The organism is Caulobacter sp. GW821-FHT12A07 (assembly GCF_058807655.1).
Map to the genome: position 1 here is coordinate 104,481 of NZ_JBXAQX010000005.1, position 14,884 is coordinate 119,364.

The 14,884-nt window shown below is 69.5% G+C and carries 12 protein-coding genes; 7 read left to right on the top strand and 5 right to left on the bottom strand.

Annotated features, from left to right (window positions below):
- Positions 1-7: 7 nt before the first annotated feature.
- Genes AC1RRS_RS12135 through AC1RRS_RS12150 form a run of 4 tightly spaced genes read right to left on the bottom strand, consistent with a single transcriptional unit; the run spans position 8 to position 4,048 of the window.
- Complete coding sequence (locus tag AC1RRS_RS12135) at positions 8-460, bottom strand: GlcG/HbpS family heme-binding protein (RefSeq protein WP_492855386.1); 453 nt, start codon at positions 458-460, stop codon at positions 8-10.
- Complete coding sequence (gene mhpA / locus AC1RRS_RS12140; RefSeq protein WP_492855387.1) at positions 448-1,992, bottom strand: bifunctional 3-(3-hydroxy-phenyl)propionate/3-hydroxycinnamic acid hydroxylase MhpA; 1,545 nt, start codon at positions 1,990-1,992, stop codon at positions 448-450. The genes AC1RRS_RS12135 and mhpA overlap by 13 nt, the downstream gene beginning before the upstream one ends.
- Positions 1,992-2,804, bottom strand: coding sequence for an alpha/beta hydrolase family protein (locus tag AC1RRS_RS12145; protein WP_492855388.1), 813 nt, complete (start codon positions 2,802-2,804; stop codon positions 1,992-1,994). Before AC1RRS_RS12145 ends, mhpA begins: the two co-directional genes overlap by 1 nt.
- Positions 2,804-4,048: an amidohydrolase family protein gene (locus AC1RRS_RS12150; protein WP_492855389.1), complete on the bottom strand. Its 1,245-nt coding sequence runs from the start codon at positions 4,046-4,048 to the stop codon at positions 2,804-2,806. The genes AC1RRS_RS12145 and AC1RRS_RS12150 overlap by 1 nt, the downstream gene beginning before the upstream one ends.
- Before the next feature lie 264 nt (positions 4,049-4,312).
- Here AC1RRS_RS12150 and AC1RRS_RS12155 point away from each other — a divergent pair, with 264 nt between their 5' ends.
- Positions 4,313-4,450 (top strand): hypothetical protein, encoded by a 138-nt coding sequence (locus AC1RRS_RS12155; protein WP_158285872.1) that lies wholly within the window; start codon positions 4,313-4,315, stop codon positions 4,448-4,450.
- Positions 4,451-4,472: 22 nt separating this feature from the next.
- Here AC1RRS_RS12155 and AC1RRS_RS12160 read toward each other — a convergent pair whose 3' ends face one another.
- Entirely contained in the window at positions 4,473-5,378 is a 906-nt protein-coding gene (locus AC1RRS_RS12160) for a LysR family transcriptional regulator (RefSeq protein ID WP_487289343.1), read from the bottom strand.
- Positions 5,379-5,662: 284 nt separating this feature from the next.
- On the opposite strand from AC1RRS_RS12160, the gene AC1RRS_RS12165 reads away from it, so the two are divergent.
- The 6 genes from AC1RRS_RS12165 to rhaT are packed head-to-tail and all read left to right on the top strand — an operon-like array spanning position 5,663 to position 14,880.
- On the top strand, positions 5,663-7,978 hold the full coding sequence (locus AC1RRS_RS12165; protein WP_492855391.1) for a TonB-dependent receptor: 2,316 nt from the start codon (positions 5,663-5,665) through the stop codon (positions 7,976-7,978).
- A complete protein-coding gene (locus AC1RRS_RS12170) occupies positions 7,978-8,916 on the top strand; it encodes an alpha/beta hydrolase (protein ID WP_492855392.1) in 939 nt (312 codons plus the stop codon). Before AC1RRS_RS12165 ends, AC1RRS_RS12170 begins: the two co-directional genes overlap by 1 nt.
- A 43-nt stretch (positions 8,917-8,959) precedes the next feature.
- Complete coding sequence (locus tag AC1RRS_RS12175; RefSeq protein ID WP_492855393.1) at positions 8,960-10,276, top strand: glycoside hydrolase family 1 protein; 1,317 nt, start codon at positions 8,960-8,962, stop codon at positions 10,274-10,276.
- Positions 10,277-10,280: 4 nt separating this feature from the next.
- Complete coding sequence (locus AC1RRS_RS12180) at positions 10,281-10,490, top strand: hypothetical protein (protein WP_492855394.1); 210 nt, start codon at positions 10,281-10,283, stop codon at positions 10,488-10,490.
- Between the two features lie 52 nt (positions 10,491-10,542).
- Positions 10,543-13,818 carry a glycosyl hydrolase gene (locus AC1RRS_RS12185; RefSeq protein WP_492855395.1) on the top strand — a complete coding sequence of 1,092 codons (3,276 nt, stop codon included), beginning with the start codon at positions 10,543-10,545 and terminating at the stop codon, positions 13,816-13,818.
- A 6-nt stretch (positions 13,819-13,824) separates the two neighbouring features.
- Entirely contained in the window at positions 13,825-14,880 is a 1,056-nt protein-coding gene (gene rhaT, locus AC1RRS_RS12190) for an L-rhamnose/proton symporter RhaT (RefSeq protein ID WP_492855396.1), read from the top strand.
- Positions 14,881-14,884 lie beyond the last annotated feature (4 nt).

Genomic DNA, 14,884 nt, shown 5'->3' on the forward strand with positions numbered 1-14,884 from the left:
GGCTCCTTTAAGCTTGGGGAGCGGGCGCGCCGCCGGGATCGGGGGTGAGGCTGGCGGCGATCACGCCGGCGATGGCGCAGGCCTCGTCAGCGTCGCCGGTGTCGCCGCTGATGCCCACAGCGCCGATGATCCGCCCGTCGGCGTCACGGATCAGCACGCCGCCGGGCGAGGGGGCCATGGCCCCGCCGCTGATGGCGAACAGGGCCGAGTAGAACACCGGGGCGGCGTTGGCGCGCTTGGCCAACTCGCGGCTGCCATAGCCCATGCCGAGCGCGCCGGTGGCCTTGGCGACGGCGATCTGCGGCCGCATCAGGCTGGCGTCGTCCTCGCGCTTGAGGGCCACCAGGTGCGCGCCGGCGTCGAGCACGGCCACGGCCAGCGGCTGGCAGCCGTCGCGACGGGCTTGGGCGAGCGCCGCGTCGACGATGATGGAGGCGGCCTCCAGGGTCAGGCGGGACATGCGGTCTCCTTGGGCGCTTCGACCTTGAGGGAGAGGTCGGCGCAAAGCTGGTCGATCAGGGCGAGCAGGGCGTCGGCCGTTTCGGCGACGCCGTAGACGTAGCGGTCGGGGCGCAGCAGCACGGCGGCCGCGCCCTTGGCGTCGAGCCAGGCGGCCAGGGCGCCGTCGGCGTCATCGAAACCCTGGCCGATCACGTGAACCGAGCCGCCGATGCGGGCGAAGTCCGGCGATGCGGCGACCGGTTCGCGGGCGATGACGGCGAAGCCCTCGCCCAGAACTTCGTCGAGCAGGACGCCGCCGACGCGGGGATGGATGAAGCGCTCGCCGGAGCCGGGGCGAGCGACGCCGGCCTGGTAGGCGGGGATCAGGTCGGCGGCCGTGGTTCCGGGCTTGGCGGCGGCCATGACCTCGCGCATGTGGGCGTCGCGCTCGGCGGCCTTGGCCGGGTCGAGCTGGCAGATATAGCGGCCCGCGTTCACGGCCGCGCCGATCACGCCGCGCACGTGCGGGTCGCGCTCGGGCTGGTAGGTGTCGAGCAGGGCGTCCTCGGCCAGGCCGGCGATCACCAGTGGCAGCTTCCAGGCGAGGTTCGAGACGTCGCGGAGGCCATGGCACATGCCCTGGCCGAAGAACGGCGGGGTCTGGTGGGCGGCGTCGCCGGCCAGGAACACCCGGCCCACGCGCCAGCGCTCGGCCACCAGGCCGTGGAAGCGATAGGTGGCGGCGCGCACCAGGCGGTAGGTCGAGCCTTCCACCCACGGGGCGATCAGGGCCTCGACCTGCTGCGTGGCCATCATCGCCTGGTCGTCCTCGCCGGGCAGCAGCATGAACTCCCAGCGGCGGTGATTGCCGCGACCCGGCACGATGGTGGCCGGACGACGCGGGTCGCACAGCATCACCGACAGCTGCTGCAGATCAGCGCCCGACGGCAGGCCTGGGATGTCGGGGAAGACGATCGGGCCGTCGACCTCGGCGTCGACGACGAGCCAGGGCTCCTCGAAGTCGAGGTCGTCGAGCTTGACGCCCAGGCTCTTGCGCACGGCGCTGCGGGCGCCGTCGCAGGCGATCACCCAGCGGGCGCGCAGGGTTTCGCCGTCGACCAGGACGAGGTCGGCGCCGTCGGCGTCCTGGGCCAGGCTTTCCAGCTTGGCGCCCAGGCGCAGGGTGACGGCCGGGAAGCGGGCCAGGGCGTCGCGAAGCTCGGCTTCGAGTTCAGGCTGGTAGAAGAAGTAGTCGTTGGCCCAGCCGAAGCGCTTGGCCTGGCCGGCGGTGCCCATGTAGCGGATCACTCCGCCGTCGGCGCCGATGTGCAGGTGGCCCTGCGTCTCGCGCATCAGCGGATGCAGGCGCTCGACGAGACCCGCGCCCTGGAAGATGCGCATCATCTCGTGGTCGAGGTGGACGGCGCGGGGCAGGGGATGCGGATCGCGCTCCTGCTCCAAGACGAGAACGCTGAGGCCCGCCTGGCCCAGGAGATTGGCGGCCAGGGCCCCGACGGGGCCGCAGCCGACGATGGCGACGTCGTAAATCATCACAGGTGCTTGTCGAGGAAACGGACGATGGCGGGGGCGACCCGGCCGGCGGCGGTGTGGGGCGTGTCGACCTCCTCCTCGCTGAACCAGAAGTGGCCGGCGTCGGGCACGGGCAGGGTGCGCACGAAGAAGCGGGCCTGTCGCAGGGCGCGGGCGAAGGCTTCCGACTGGGCGGGATCGATGTCGTGGTCGCGCTCGCCCCAGATCACCAGCGCCTTCAAGGCGTTGCGGTCGTAGCGCACGTGGCGCAGCGGCGAGGCGGCGACATAGAGTTGCGGATCCTCGTACGGATCCGCGCCCAGCATGCGGAAGGTCGGGTCGGTTCCCGGGGCGGCGTTCTTGGCCAGGTCCGCCTGCCAGTGAGCGAAGAGGTCGTAGACGCCGTAGACGGCGACCAGGGTCTTGAACTGGACGGTCTCGCCATAGAGCCAGGGCTGGCCCTGGGCGAGAGCCGCCAGCGCCGTCAGGTGCGCGCCGGCCGAGGCGCCGAGCAGGCCGATGCGGTCGGGATCCACACCGAGGCCAGCGGCCTCGCGTTTCAGAAAGCGCGCGGCCTCGACGACGTCCTGGACGTTGCCCGGGAACGACTTGCCGTTGGTCGAGCGGCGGTAGTCGATGGCGAAGACGGCGTAGCCCTGGGCGGCCAGATACTTTCCCCAACGCGCCAGCTGGGCCTTGTCGTTGCGCAGCCAGGCGCCGCCCGGCGCGGCGACCAGCACGGGATGCGGGCCGGGCGCGTCGGGCAGGTAGAGGTCGCCCTTCAGCTCGGCCGAACCGGCCACGCCGAAGACGATGTCGGAACGGACGCTCATCAGGCGGCGGCCCGCGAAAGCGGCTGGGCCGGCGCCTTGTGCATCTTGCCGTCCTTCATGATCATCAGCAGACGATCGCGGCGCTGCAGGATCGAGACGTCCTGCGTCGGATCGCCATCGACCAGCAGCAGGTCGGCCAGGTAGCCCGGCTCGACCAGGCCCAGTTCGTCGGCGCGGCCCATCAGCTCGCCGCCCAGCTTGGTGGCGGCCACCAGGGCCTCGGTCGGGGTGTAGCCGAACAGATCGACGAAGTGCTGCAGGTCGCGGGCGTTGGCGCCGTTGGGATTGAACGGGAAGCCGTAGTCGCCGCCGGGCAGCACGCGCACGCCCCGGCGCTTCAGCTCGGGGATCAGCACCTTGCACTTTTCGACAACCGGAACAGCGGCTTCCTTCATCGAGGTCATGTCGATGTGGGGCGGCGGCTTGGCCTCGAGGGTGGCGACGATGACGCCGATGGCCGGGGCGACGAAGATCTCGTCCTTGTGCGCTTCCAAGAGGTCGAGCGCTTCCTCGTCGGCGTAGGTGCAGTGGTAGAGCACCCGCACGCCGGCCCGCAGGGCCATCTTGATCGCCTCGCCGGCCTGGGTGTGGGCCGACAGCCAGATGTCGCTCTCGCGGGCCTGCTCGCCGGCCGCCTGGACCTCTTCCTCGGTATAGAGGATGTGCTGCGAGGAGCCGGGCAGCAGGGCGTCCTCGCCCGAGATGACCAGCTTGACCTGGTCGATGCCGATGGTCTTGCAGTGCTTGACGAAGGCCTTCATCGCCTCGGGACCGCGGCCGTGCTCGACGGCGCCGGTGTCCTGGCCTTCGGGGCTGCGTTCGATGGTCGAGGCGCGCAGGCGCGGACCTGGGGTCCAACCGCCCTCGATCTCGTTGCGGACCACCACCTCGATGCGTTCGCCCAGGGCCCCGGCCGAATAGGCGCTGGTGAAGCCGCTTTCCAGCAGGACGCGGGCGTTGCGAACCGTGGCCAGCAACTGTTCTTCCGGCGGCAGGATGAATTCGGGGATGAAGCGCTCGATCGACGAGGGCCAGGACAGGTGGGCGTGGGCCTCGATCAGCCCGGGCATCAGGGTCGCGCCGGCGCCGTCGATGACCGTCGCCTCGGCCGCCTCGATGCGGCCTTCTGAGGCCGTCTGCGCCACGCGGGCGATGCGGTTGTCCTCGATCAGGACCTCGCCGGCGAAGGGCGCGCGGCCCGTGCCGTCGAAGACCTGGATATTGGTGATGAGCGTACGCGCCACGTGGATTCCACCCTGCCGATTTTTGTTCGCGGGCGGCGGTCGATGATGCGCCGCGCCCCTTGCCGCCATTTACGGGGAGGGGACCGGTCGAAAAAAATTCAATCGGGGAATGTCTCGCATCACCGGCGATGATGGGGCCGCTGACGCGGGGAAGCCTTCATGCGGCTTATGGCCGCCATTCAGCGATTGAATTGGCGGATAGTGAGTATCGCGAGGAAGCTCCTCCCATGCCGCCATCAGAGCGGTCTTGGGAGGAAACAGGACATGACCATCGACATGGTCTCGCGTCGCCAGCGCCGCGCGCACGGGCTGACCAGCAGCCTCTTCTGCTTCACCACGATCATCGCCGGCCTGACGGCCGCCGCGGTCGTGCTCAAGATCCTGATCGGCCTGGCGACCTAGGGCCGTTCACCGACCCTCGCCCCTAAAGGCTCTGGGCGTGCTCGATCAGGAAGTCGCGCAGCCACAGCGTGCCCGCGTCGGTTTCCTTGTTCTTGTGCCACTGCAGGAACTCGGTGAACGTCGCGATCTCCACCGGCGGCGCCAGCACCTTCAGCGGCAGGCGCTTTGCCAGGATGGCCGCGTTGCGGGCGTGGACGGTGGCGATCATGTTGGTGCCCACCACGATCTCGGCCACGCAGTTGAAGGTGGGCGCGTGGACGACGATGTTGCGCTCCACACCTTGGGCGTCCAGCGACTCCTGCTCGATGTGCGGAGGGTTGTGCGGGCCCAGCGTCACCGACACGTGCTCCAGCTCCAGGTACTTCTCGAGGCTGAGGCTGGCGCCGACCAGCGGGTTGTCGCGCCAGGCGATGCAGGCGAAGCGGTCGCTGAACAGCGGGCTCTTCGGATGGCCCGGATCGCACTTGCGCTCGGGCGAGATCATGAAGTCGATCTTGCCTTCGCCCAGCAGGGCCGCGCTCTGGTCGGAGGTCAGCAGCACCACGATCTTCAGCCGCGGCGCGACAGTGACGAGCTTGCGGATGGCCCCGGTCATCAGGACGTTGAAGACGTAGTCCGAGCAGACGAACGTGAAGGTGCGGTCGGCGGCGGCGGGATCGAATTCCGAGCGGTTGACGACGATGCGGCGCAGGCCGTCCAGGGCCTCGCGCACCGGTACGGCCAGGCTTTCGGCGAACGGGGTCGGGACCATCTTGCGGCCGACCTGGACCAGAAGGTCGTCCTCGAAGTGCTGGCGCAGGCGCGAGAGGGCGTTGCTGATCGCCGGCTGGGTGAGGCGCAGGGCCTGGGCCGTCTGGCTGACGCTGCGCTCCTGAAGCAGGGAATCCAGCACGACCAGCAAGTTCAGGTCGAGGTTGTGAAAGCGCACGGCGGGATCCTCCTGAGACGTCGGGCCTTCTGTGGACCCTGACATTTCAAGCGGCTTAGACCGAGCGACGCCATTGGGGCAAGCCTGTTGTCGGTTTCATTATATGAAATGCAGTCCCGCATAATCTTGAGTGATAGTTGCTGTTCAACGATTGAATTGGTCGGTGCGGGACCCCCTCGCTACCGTTCAGCTCAACACCAACGTCGGCGCCAAGCCGGGGTCCAGGGAAACGGAAACGAAGCCGGACGACGAAGATCGCCGGCTCGCAGGGAAGGGGAACCCCCATGAACGCATTCAAGCTCAGCCTGCTGGCCGCCACCAGCCTCACCGTCGCCATCGGCGGCGCGGCCCACGCGCAGGACGCCTCGCCCGCCAGTGGCGCGACCACCGAGTCGCCGATCGCCATCGAAGAAGTGGTGGTCACCGCCACCCGCCGCTCCGAACGCCTGCAGGACGTGCCGCTGGCCGTCTCGGCCGTCAGCGGCGACCAGCTGGCCGCCACCGGCGCCAAGGCCGTGACCGACCTGCAGTATTCGGTCGCCGGCGTGCAGTTCGGCACCACGCCCAACGACTCCGGCTTCCGCCTGCGCGGCGTCGGCTCGGCCGGCGGCTTCACCTCCAGCTCGGAATCGCCGGTCGGCCTGGTGGTCGACGGCGTCGTGGTTCCGTTCGGCTCGCCGGTCGACAGCCTGGGCGACCTGGAGCGCGTCGAAGTGCTGAAGGGCCCGCAGGGCACCCAGTTCGGCAAGAACGCCTCCAGCGGCGTCATCTCGATCACCACCCGCAAGCCCAGCCTGACCACGGCGACGGGCGACTTCTTCGCCTCCTACGGCTCGCTGAACGAGCGCGACGTGCATGGCGGGGTCACCGCGCCCCTGTCGGACACCCTGGCCGTCGGCATCTTCCTCTACGACAAGGCCTATGACGGCTACGTCCACAACGTGGTGCGCAACGAGGACTGGGGCGGCATCCACAACAACGGCGCGCGCGGCAAGCTCTACTGGAAGCCCAGCGACACCTTCAGCGCCTACCTGATCGGCGACTATTCGCGCCAGCGCCAGAAGGGCCCCGGCCAGCTCTGGACCCTGAACAAGGCCCCGACCACCGACGCCAACTTCCTGGCGCCCTTCACCAGCCTCTCGGCCCTGGGCGTCACGGCCAGCGCCTCGAACGACAAGTCCATCGAGGACGGCGGCGGCAACCTGGGCACGACCAACTACGGCGCCTCGCTGGAACTGAACTGGGAGCTGGGCGAGTACACCCTGACCTCGCTGAGCGCCTATCGCGGCTACAAGGACGATCCGTACAACTACTCGATCGACGCCTCGCCGCAGTCCAAGTTCACCGCCCAGGCCCGCGGCCAGGTCAAGACCCAGGCCTCGCAGGAATTCCGCCTGACCTCGCCCAGCAGCGGCCGCCTCAGCTATGTCGCCGGCCTGTTCGTCTCGCGCCTGGAGACCGAGAACACCGGCGAGAGCGCCCAGCTGCGCCCGGCCACGCCCTACAGCACCGCTCCGGTGGTCTCGATCACCGCCGGCCTGAACCACGGCAAGACCACGACCGATAGCGCCGCGGTGTTCATCGACGGCCGCTACAAGCTGAGCGACACCCTCAGCCTGCTGGGCGGCGCGCGCATGACCAAGGACAAGGTCGAGGCCTCCAACTGGTCTGAACTGGATCCGTCGCTGCCGGCCTTCCTGACGGCCGGCGGGACCACCGTGCCCTATACGCCGCGCGCCCTGCAGACCGGCGAGACCTCGAAGTCCAGCCCCTCGGGCCGCATCGGCCTCGACTGGAAGCCTTCGGACAACGTGCTGATCTTCGGCACCGTGGCTCGCGGCTATCTCGGCCCGACGGTGACCTTCTCGGCGCTCAGCGGCACCAAGACCAACGTCGCCCCGCAGACCGTCGACGACGTCACCATCGGCGCCAAGACGACCCTGCTGGATCGCCGCCTGACGCTGAACGGCAACATCTTCTACGACAAGTACACCGACCTGCAGACGGCGGTGCTGCGCAACAACGAGTTTGTCACCGAGAACGCCGGCGGCCTGGAGGCCAAGGGCTTCGAGATCGAGGCCAACCTGCGGGTCAACAGCTCGCTGAAGCTGAACGCCTCGACCACCTATTCCGACGCCAAGTACACCGACTACATCACCAGCTGCCCGAACAACCTGATCCTGGCCGGCTACGTCGGCTGCACCCTGAACAACGGCACCTACGTCTACCAGGCCAAGGGCCAGACCCTGGCCGGCGCGCCGAAGGTCACCGTCGTGCTGGGCGCCAACTACGAGCACGCGATCACCGACGCCCTGACGTTCGACGCCGCGGCCAACTACTCCTACCGCACCAAGACCCAGAACAGCGTCGGCGATCCCAACACCATCCAGAAGGGCTACGGCGTGCTCAACGTCTCGGCCGGGATCGGTCCGGAAGACCGCCAGTGGCGCGTCGGGGTGTTCGCCCGCAACCTGCTCAAGCAGGACTTCAACGCGGCGATCATCACCCTGCCGTTCCAGAGCGGCTATGACGGCTACATCAACTGGCGCACCCGCGAGGCCGAGCGCACCGTCGGCGTGACCCTCGAAGGCCACTTCTGATGCGGGGCAGGCTTTTCCTTCTGGTGGGCGCGGCTCTCGCCGCGTTCGCCGGGAGCGCCCTGGCGCAAGGGATTCCTCAGCGCGTCGAGATCCGCACGATCCCGGCGCCGCCCCAGCCGGGCGCGATCCCCCTCTGGCCCGGCGTCGCGCCGGGTTCGGAGGGCGCGACCCAGGTGGAGCACTGGAACTACCTGATCGACGGCGTGGCCGTGCGCAACGTCACCAAGCCGACCCTGACGCCGTACCTGCCGGCCAAGGGCAAGGCGACGGGCGCGGCGGTGATCGTCGCCCCGGGCGGCGCCTACATGCTGCTGTCGATGGAGTGGGAAGGCGAGCGGGTCGCGCAATGGCTCGCCGATCACGGCATCGCCGCCTTCGTCCTCAAGTACCGCCTCGACCCGACGCCGGACAACGACCAGGAGACGCTGCAGGTGCTGGGCGCGCGCTTCGGCGCGGCGGCCAAGGCGGGCGCCGACAGGGCCCCGCCGATCAGCCAGCCCCTGGCGCTGGACGACGCCCAGCAGGCCCTGCGCCTGGTGCGCTCGCGGGCCGGCGAGTGGGGCGTGGATCCCAAGCGGGTAGGGCTGATGGGCTTCTCCGCCGGGGCCATGACCACCCTGGGCGCGACCCTGCGCAACGCTCCGGACGCCCGGCCCGACTTCATCGCGCCGATCTACGGCCCGATGAACACGGTGAACCCGCCGGCCGATCCGCCGCCGATGTTCACCGCCATCGCCAATGACGACCCGCTGTTCGGCAATACTGACTACGGCCTCGTCCAGGCCTGGAAGCAGGCCGGCGGCAAGGTCGAGATGCACGTCTACGAGAAGGGCGACCACGGTTTTGGCCTGCACAAGCGGGGCACGACCAGCGATCTCTGGATCGACCAGTTCTACGCCTGGATGGCCGCCCGCGGCCTGCTGAAGCCCGCCCAGTGACCCTTCCAGTGACCCTTATTGCGTTCCTTTTCCGGAGATCCCGATGACCTTCCGTGACCTCCCGCTCACCCGCCGGCTGCTGATGGCGGCCGGCGCCGCGGCCGCCGCCACTCCCGCCGTCTCCCAGGCCAAGGCCGCCAGCGGCGACTTTCCCAAGGGCTTCCTCTGGGGTGCGGCGACCTCCGGCCACCAGGTCGAGGGCAACAACGTCAACGGCGACACCTGGGCCCTGGAGCAGTTGAAGCCCAGCCCCTTCAAGGAGCCCTCGGGCGACGCCTGCGACCACTATCACCGCTATGAAGCCGACATCGCCATGCTGGCGAAGCTGGGCTTCAACACCTACCGATTCTCGCTGGAATGGGCGCGGATCGAGCCCGCGAAGGGCCAGTTCTCGGCCGCCGAGCTGGAGCACTATCGCCGGGTGGCCCAGACCTGCCGCCGGCACGGCGTGACGCCGATGATCAGCTTCAACCACTTCACCGTGCCGCTCTGGTTCGCCGCCCAAGGCGGGTGGGAAAACCCGGAGTCGCCGGCGTTGTTCGCCCGCTACTGCGCCTACGCCGTCAAGGGCGTGGGCGACCTGGCCGGCGCGGCCACGACCTTCAACGAGCCCAATCTCGGCACGCTGCTGGGGTGGATCCTGCCGCCGTTCATCCTCGACCAGATGGCGCAGGCCATGACCGGCGCGGCGAAGGCCTATGGCGTCGAGCGCTTCTCCAGCGCCCAGTTCGGCCGCCAGGACGTCATGCTGCCCAACCTGATCGAGGCGCATCGCCTGGGCTATGCGGCGATCAAGGCTGGACCGGGCGACTTCCCGGTGGGCGCGTCGCTGGCGATGCTCGACGATCAGGCCGTGGGCGAAAACAGCCGCCGCGACGAAAAGCGGGCCAAGTGCTACGTGCCCTGGCTGGAAGTGCTGAAGGCGACGGGCGACTTCGTCGGCGTCCAGACCTACAGCCGCGCCCAGATCGACTCCAAGGGCCAGATGCCGCCGCCCCAGGGCGCCGAAGTGACCCAGACCGGGGAAGAGTTCTCGCCCCAGGCCCTGGGCGGGACCGTCCGCTACGCTCACGCCCTTACCGGCAAGCCGATCTACGTCACCGAGAACGGCGTCGCCGTCGAGGACGACACGCGTCGCGTGGCCTACATCAAGACCGCGCTGCAGGAACTGAAGGCGGCGATGGACGACGGGGTCCCGGTGAAGGGCTACGTCCACTGGTCGCTGCTGGACAATTTCGAGTGGGTGTTCGGCTATGGGCCGAAGTTCGGCCTCGTCGCCGTCGACCGCGCCACCCAGGCCCGCACGCCCAAGCCCAGCGCCGTGCTGCTGGGCCAGATCGCCCGCGCCAACCGGATCTGACGCCATGAAGAACGCCATCATCGCCGGCCTGATCGGCGGGCTCATCGGCGCGGTGATCAGCGCCGCCGTCGGCTATGTCGTCCCGTTGCCGCCCCACGCCGCCGCAAACGCGCTCGGCAACGGGATCAGCGGCTTGTTCAGCGGCTTCTTCGGCGGCTTCATGGCCCTGCTGGTCGAGGGCCTGAAGGCCCGTCGCGCCGCTTCCGCCGCCTGACGTCCTGTTTGTTTGGGCGGCCGGCGCGCGGCCGCCTCTGGAGTATCTGCCCATGACCCTCGCCCGACGCCTGATCGCCGGAGCGGCCCTGGCCGCCATGCTCGCCGGATCGCCGGCCCTGGCCCAGCAGCAGGCCGACGCCCTCGGCGCGAGCTTCGTCGATCCGCCGAACACGGCCCGGCCGCGGGTCTGGTGGCACTGGATGAGCGGCAACGTCACCCAGGACGGCATCGACAAGGACCTGGCCTGGATGAAGCGCATCGGCCTGGCCGGGGTGCAGAACTTCGACGCCGGCTTCAACGACGGCGGCTTCTTCGACACCCCGCACATCGTCGACAAGCGCCTGGTGTTCATGACGCCGGAGTGGCGGGCGGCGTTCAAGCACGCCGTCGAGACGGCCGACGCCGACGGCTTCGAGTTCGCCATCGCCGGCTCGCCCGGCTGGAGCGAGACCGGCGGCCCGTGGGTCAAGCCCGAGCAGGCGATGAAGAAGCTGGTCTGGAGCGAGACGATCGTCGAAGGCGGCCGCAAGCTCGACAAGCCCCTGGCCGCGCCGCCGTCGGTGGCCGGACCGTTCCTGGGCGTGCCGGGCGGCGGCTCGGCCATGGCGGCGATCAAGGGTCCGCTGCCGACCTATTATCGCGACGCGGCCGTGGTCGCCTACCGCCTGCCGGCCGCCGAGCAGGCTCCGCTCGCACCCGCGAAGATCACCGCCAGCAACCCGGTCGACGTCGGCCTGCTGACCGACGGCGACCTGGTGCGCCAGGTCGAGCTGCCCTTCGCGCCCGACAAGGAAACCTGGATCCAGGTCGAGTACGCCAAGCCCCAGACCCTACGGGCGCTGCGGCTGGTGGCCGCCCACGCCGGCGGTTTCGGCGAGTTCGGGGCCACCGCGCCGGAGGGCCGCATCGAGGCCAGCGACGACGGCAAGACCTTCCGTCCGGTCGTCAAGCTGCCGGTCCACGGCGCGTTGCAGCAGACCGTGGCCTTCCCGGCGACGACGGCGCGCTACTTCCGGGTCGTCTTCCTGCCGCGCCCCTCCAATCCGGCCCTGGCCATGGCCGGGCTGAAGGATCCGACCAGCCACCAGATCGCCGAACTGGCCTTCGAGGCCGGCGCGCGGGTGCACCGTTTCGAGGACAAGGCCGGCTGGTCGTCGGCCGGCGGCCTGGACGAGGATCCGACGCCGCAGGCCTCGGCCGACACCATCGTGCATCGCGCCGACGTCATCGACCTGACCGACCGTCTCAAGCCCGACGGGACCCTGGACTGGACGCCGCCGGCCGGCCGCTGGGAGGTGCTGCGCTACGGCTATTCGCTGACCGGCCGCCAGAACAGCCCGGCCTCGGCCGAAGGCACCGGCCTGGAGGTCGACAAGCTCAGCCGCGAGCACGTCACCGCCTATGCCGACACCTATCTGGACCTCTACCAGCAGACCGTCGGCCCCGAGCTGATGGGCAAGCGCGGCGTCCAGGCGATGATCACCGACAGCTGGGAGGCCGGCTCGGCCAACTGGACCGAAAAGATGCTGGCCCAGTTCCAGGCCCGGCGCGGCTATGACCCCAGGCCATGGCTGCCGGTGCTTAGCGGCCGGGTGGTCGAGAGCGCCGCGGCCAGCGACGCCTTCCTGTGGGACTTCCGCAAGACCATCGGCGACCTGATCGCCGACGAGCACTACGGCGCGCTGTCGGACGCCCTGCATGCGCGAGGCATGAAGCGATACGGCGAGTCCCACGAGACCGGCCGCGCCTTCGTCGGCGACGGCATGCAGGTCAAGAAGAGCGCCGACGTGCCGATGGGCGCGACCTGGACCGAGGTGCCGGTCACCAACGATCCCTTCAGCTACGACGCCGACATTCGTGAATCAGCGTCGGTGGCCCACCTCTACGGCCAGAACCTGGTGGCGGCGGAGTCGTTCACCAGCGCCAGCAGCACCTTCGGCTACGACCCGGCCAAGCTGAAACCGACCGCCGACGCGATGATGGCCAACGGCCTGAACCGCTTCATCATCCACACCTCGGTGCATCAGCCGCTCGACACGGCTGGGCCCGGCATGACCCTGGCCATCTTCGGCCAGTGGTTCACCCGCAAGGAGACCTGGGCCGAGCAGGCGGGGCCGTGGATCGACTATCTGTCGCGCAGCTCGCTGCTGCTGCAGCAGGGCCGCTTCGTCGCCGACGTGGCCTGGTTCTACGGCGAGGACGGCAACATCACCGAGCTCTACGGCAAGGCCATGCCGAAGGTCCCGGCAGGCCACGCCTACGACTTCGTCAACGGCGACGCCTTGGTGAACCTGCTGGACGCTAAGGACAGCCAGGTCGCCACGCCTTCGGGCATGCGCTACCGCGTGCTGGCCATCGATCCGGCGGTGCGCCGCATGACTGTGCCGGTGCTGCGCAAGCTGGCGGCGCTGAAGGCGGCCGGCGTGCCGATCGTCGGCGTCCGCCCCGACGCCACGCCCAGCCTGTCGGACGATCCGGCCGAGTTCCAGCGCCTGGCCGACCAGGTCTTCGCGGGCGTGAGCGCCGACCTCGGCGCGGCCCTGGCGGGGATCGGTCCGGACGCCGACGACGGCGGCGCGGGCCTGCGCTTCGTGCATCGCCAGCTGCCGGACGGCGACCTCTATTTCGTCAGCAATCCGGGCGAGGCCAAGACCGCCTCTGTCAGCTTCCGCACCAACGGCCGCGAGGCCGAGATCTGGCGGGCCGACACCGGTTCGATCGCGCCGGCCAGCTACAAGACCGCCGGCGGCCGCACCACCGTGCCCCTGGCGCTGAACGCCCATGACGCGGTGTTCGTGGTGTTCCGCAAGCCCGGCCCGCCCGAGCGCGCCGTTCCGGCCAAGGTCCGCACCGTGGCCGCCACGATCGACGGCGGCTGGACGCTGAGCTTCCCGCAAGGCCCGACCGTGAAGGACGTCAAGCCCGGCTCCTGGACCGACAGCGCCGACCCCGCCGTCCGCTACTTCTCCGGAACGGCAGCCTACACGACCAGCTTCAAGGCTCCGAAGGCGGGGAAGGGGGCCCGCGTCGTGCTCGACCTGGGCGCGGTCAAGAACCTGGCCAGCGTCAGCGTCAACGGCAAGGACCTGGGCGTGCTGTGGAAGGCGCCGTTCGAGGTCGATGTCACCGACGCCCTGAAGGCCGGCGACAACAAGCTCGAGGTCAAGGTGGTCAATCTTTGGCCCAACCGCCTGATCGGCGACAAGCAGCCGGGCTACGCCGGGCCCAAGACCTTCGCCACCTTCGATCCCTATCCGCCCCAGGCGCCGCTGTCGCCGTCGGGCCTGCTCGAGCCGGCCAAGCTGATCGTCGAGCGCCAGGAGTAATCGCGTATGGGCAACCCGCTTCTTGGGCTCGTCTTCCACTGGCTGGGCGGGCTGTCCTCGGCCAGCTTCTACGTGCCCTACAAGGGCGTGCGGAAGTGGTCGTGGGAGATCTTCTGGCTGACCGGCGGCATCGTCAGCTGGCTGATCGCGCCGTGGCTGTTCGCGTCCTTGCAGACCAAGGACCTGCTGGCCGTGCTGGCGGCGACGCCGCGCGACACCCTGTTCTGGTGCTGGCTGTTCGGCGCCCTGTGGGGCCTGGGCGGCCTGACCTTCGGCCTGACGATGCGGTATCTGGGCCTATCGCTGGGCATGGCCGTGGCGCTGGGCCTGACGACGGCCTTCGGCACGCTGGTTCCGCCGCTGTTCGATGGCACCTTCGCCGACAAGCTTCTGGTCAACACCAGCGGCCGGGTGATCCTGGCCGGCGTCGTCGTCACCCTGCTGGGCATCGTGCTGGTGGCCCTGGCTGGCAAGGCCAAGGAGGCCGAGCTTTCGCACGAGGCCAAGACCGCCGCCGTCGGCGAGTTCGACCTCAGGAAGGGCCTGGCGGTCGCCGTGTTCTCCGGGATCATGAGCGCCTGTTTCGCCTTCGGCCTGGCCGCCGGCGAGCCGATCCGCAAGCTGTCGCTGGCTCACGGCACGGGCGTCTTGTGGCAAGGCCTGCCGGTGCTGTGCGTGGTGCTGCTGGGCGGCCTCTCGACCAACCTCGTCTGGTGCGGCGGGCTGATCCTCAAGAACCGCAGCGCCGGCGAATGGCTGGGCCGGGGAGGGGGGCAGGGCGCCCCGCTGGCCCTCAACTTCGGCCTCTGCGCCCTGGGCGGCCTGGCCTGGTACCTGCAGTTCTTCTTCTACACCATGGGCGAGAGCCAGATGGGCCGGTTCGGCTTCTCCAGCTGGACCCTGCACATGGCCAGCATCATCATCTTCTCGACCCTTTGGGGCTTCGCCCTGAAGGAGTGGGCGGCGGCCAGCAAAAAGACGCGCGGCCTGGTGATCGCCGGCATCGCCGTGCTGGTGGCCTCGACCGTCGTCATCGGTATCGGCAACGCGCTGGCGGCGTAGGATG

What these genes read in the sequence shown, in the direction of transcription:
- AC1RRS_RS12135 (WP_492855386.1), bottom strand. Translation starts at nt 460, where the DNA reads ATGTCCCGCCTGACCCTGGAGGCCGCCTCCATCATCGTCGACGCGGCG.
- mhpA (WP_492855387.1), bottom strand. Translation starts at nt 1,992, where the DNA reads ATGATTTACGACGTCGCCATCGTCGGCTGCGGCCCCGTCGGGGCCCTG.
- AC1RRS_RS12145 (WP_492855388.1), bottom strand. Translation starts at nt 2,804, where the DNA reads ATGAGCGTCCGTTCCGACATCGTCTTCGGCGTGGCCGGTTCGGCCGAG.
- AC1RRS_RS12155 (WP_158285872.1), top strand. Translation starts at nt 4,313, where the DNA reads ATGACCATCGACATGGTCTCGCGTCGCCAGCGCCGCGCGCACGGGCTG.
- AC1RRS_RS12165 (WP_492855391.1), top strand. Translation starts at nt 5,663, where the DNA reads ATGAACGCATTCAAGCTCAGCCTGCTGGCCGCCACCAGCCTCACCGTC.
- AC1RRS_RS12170 (WP_492855392.1), top strand. Translation starts at nt 7,978, where the DNA reads ATGCGGGGCAGGCTTTTCCTTCTGGTGGGCGCGGCTCTCGCCGCGTTC.
- AC1RRS_RS12175 (WP_492855393.1), top strand. Translation starts at nt 8,960, where the DNA reads ATGACCTTCCGTGACCTCCCGCTCACCCGCCGGCTGCTGATGGCGGCC.
- AC1RRS_RS12180 (WP_492855394.1), top strand. Translation starts at nt 10,281, where the DNA reads ATGAAGAACGCCATCATCGCCGGCCTGATCGGCGGGCTCATCGGCGCG.
- AC1RRS_RS12185 (WP_492855395.1), top strand. Translation starts at nt 10,543, where the DNA reads ATGACCCTCGCCCGACGCCTGATCGCCGGAGCGGCCCTGGCCGCCATG.
- rhaT (WP_492855396.1), top strand. Translation starts at nt 13,825, where the DNA reads ATGGGCAACCCGCTTCTTGGGCTCGTCTTCCACTGGCTGGGCGGGCTG.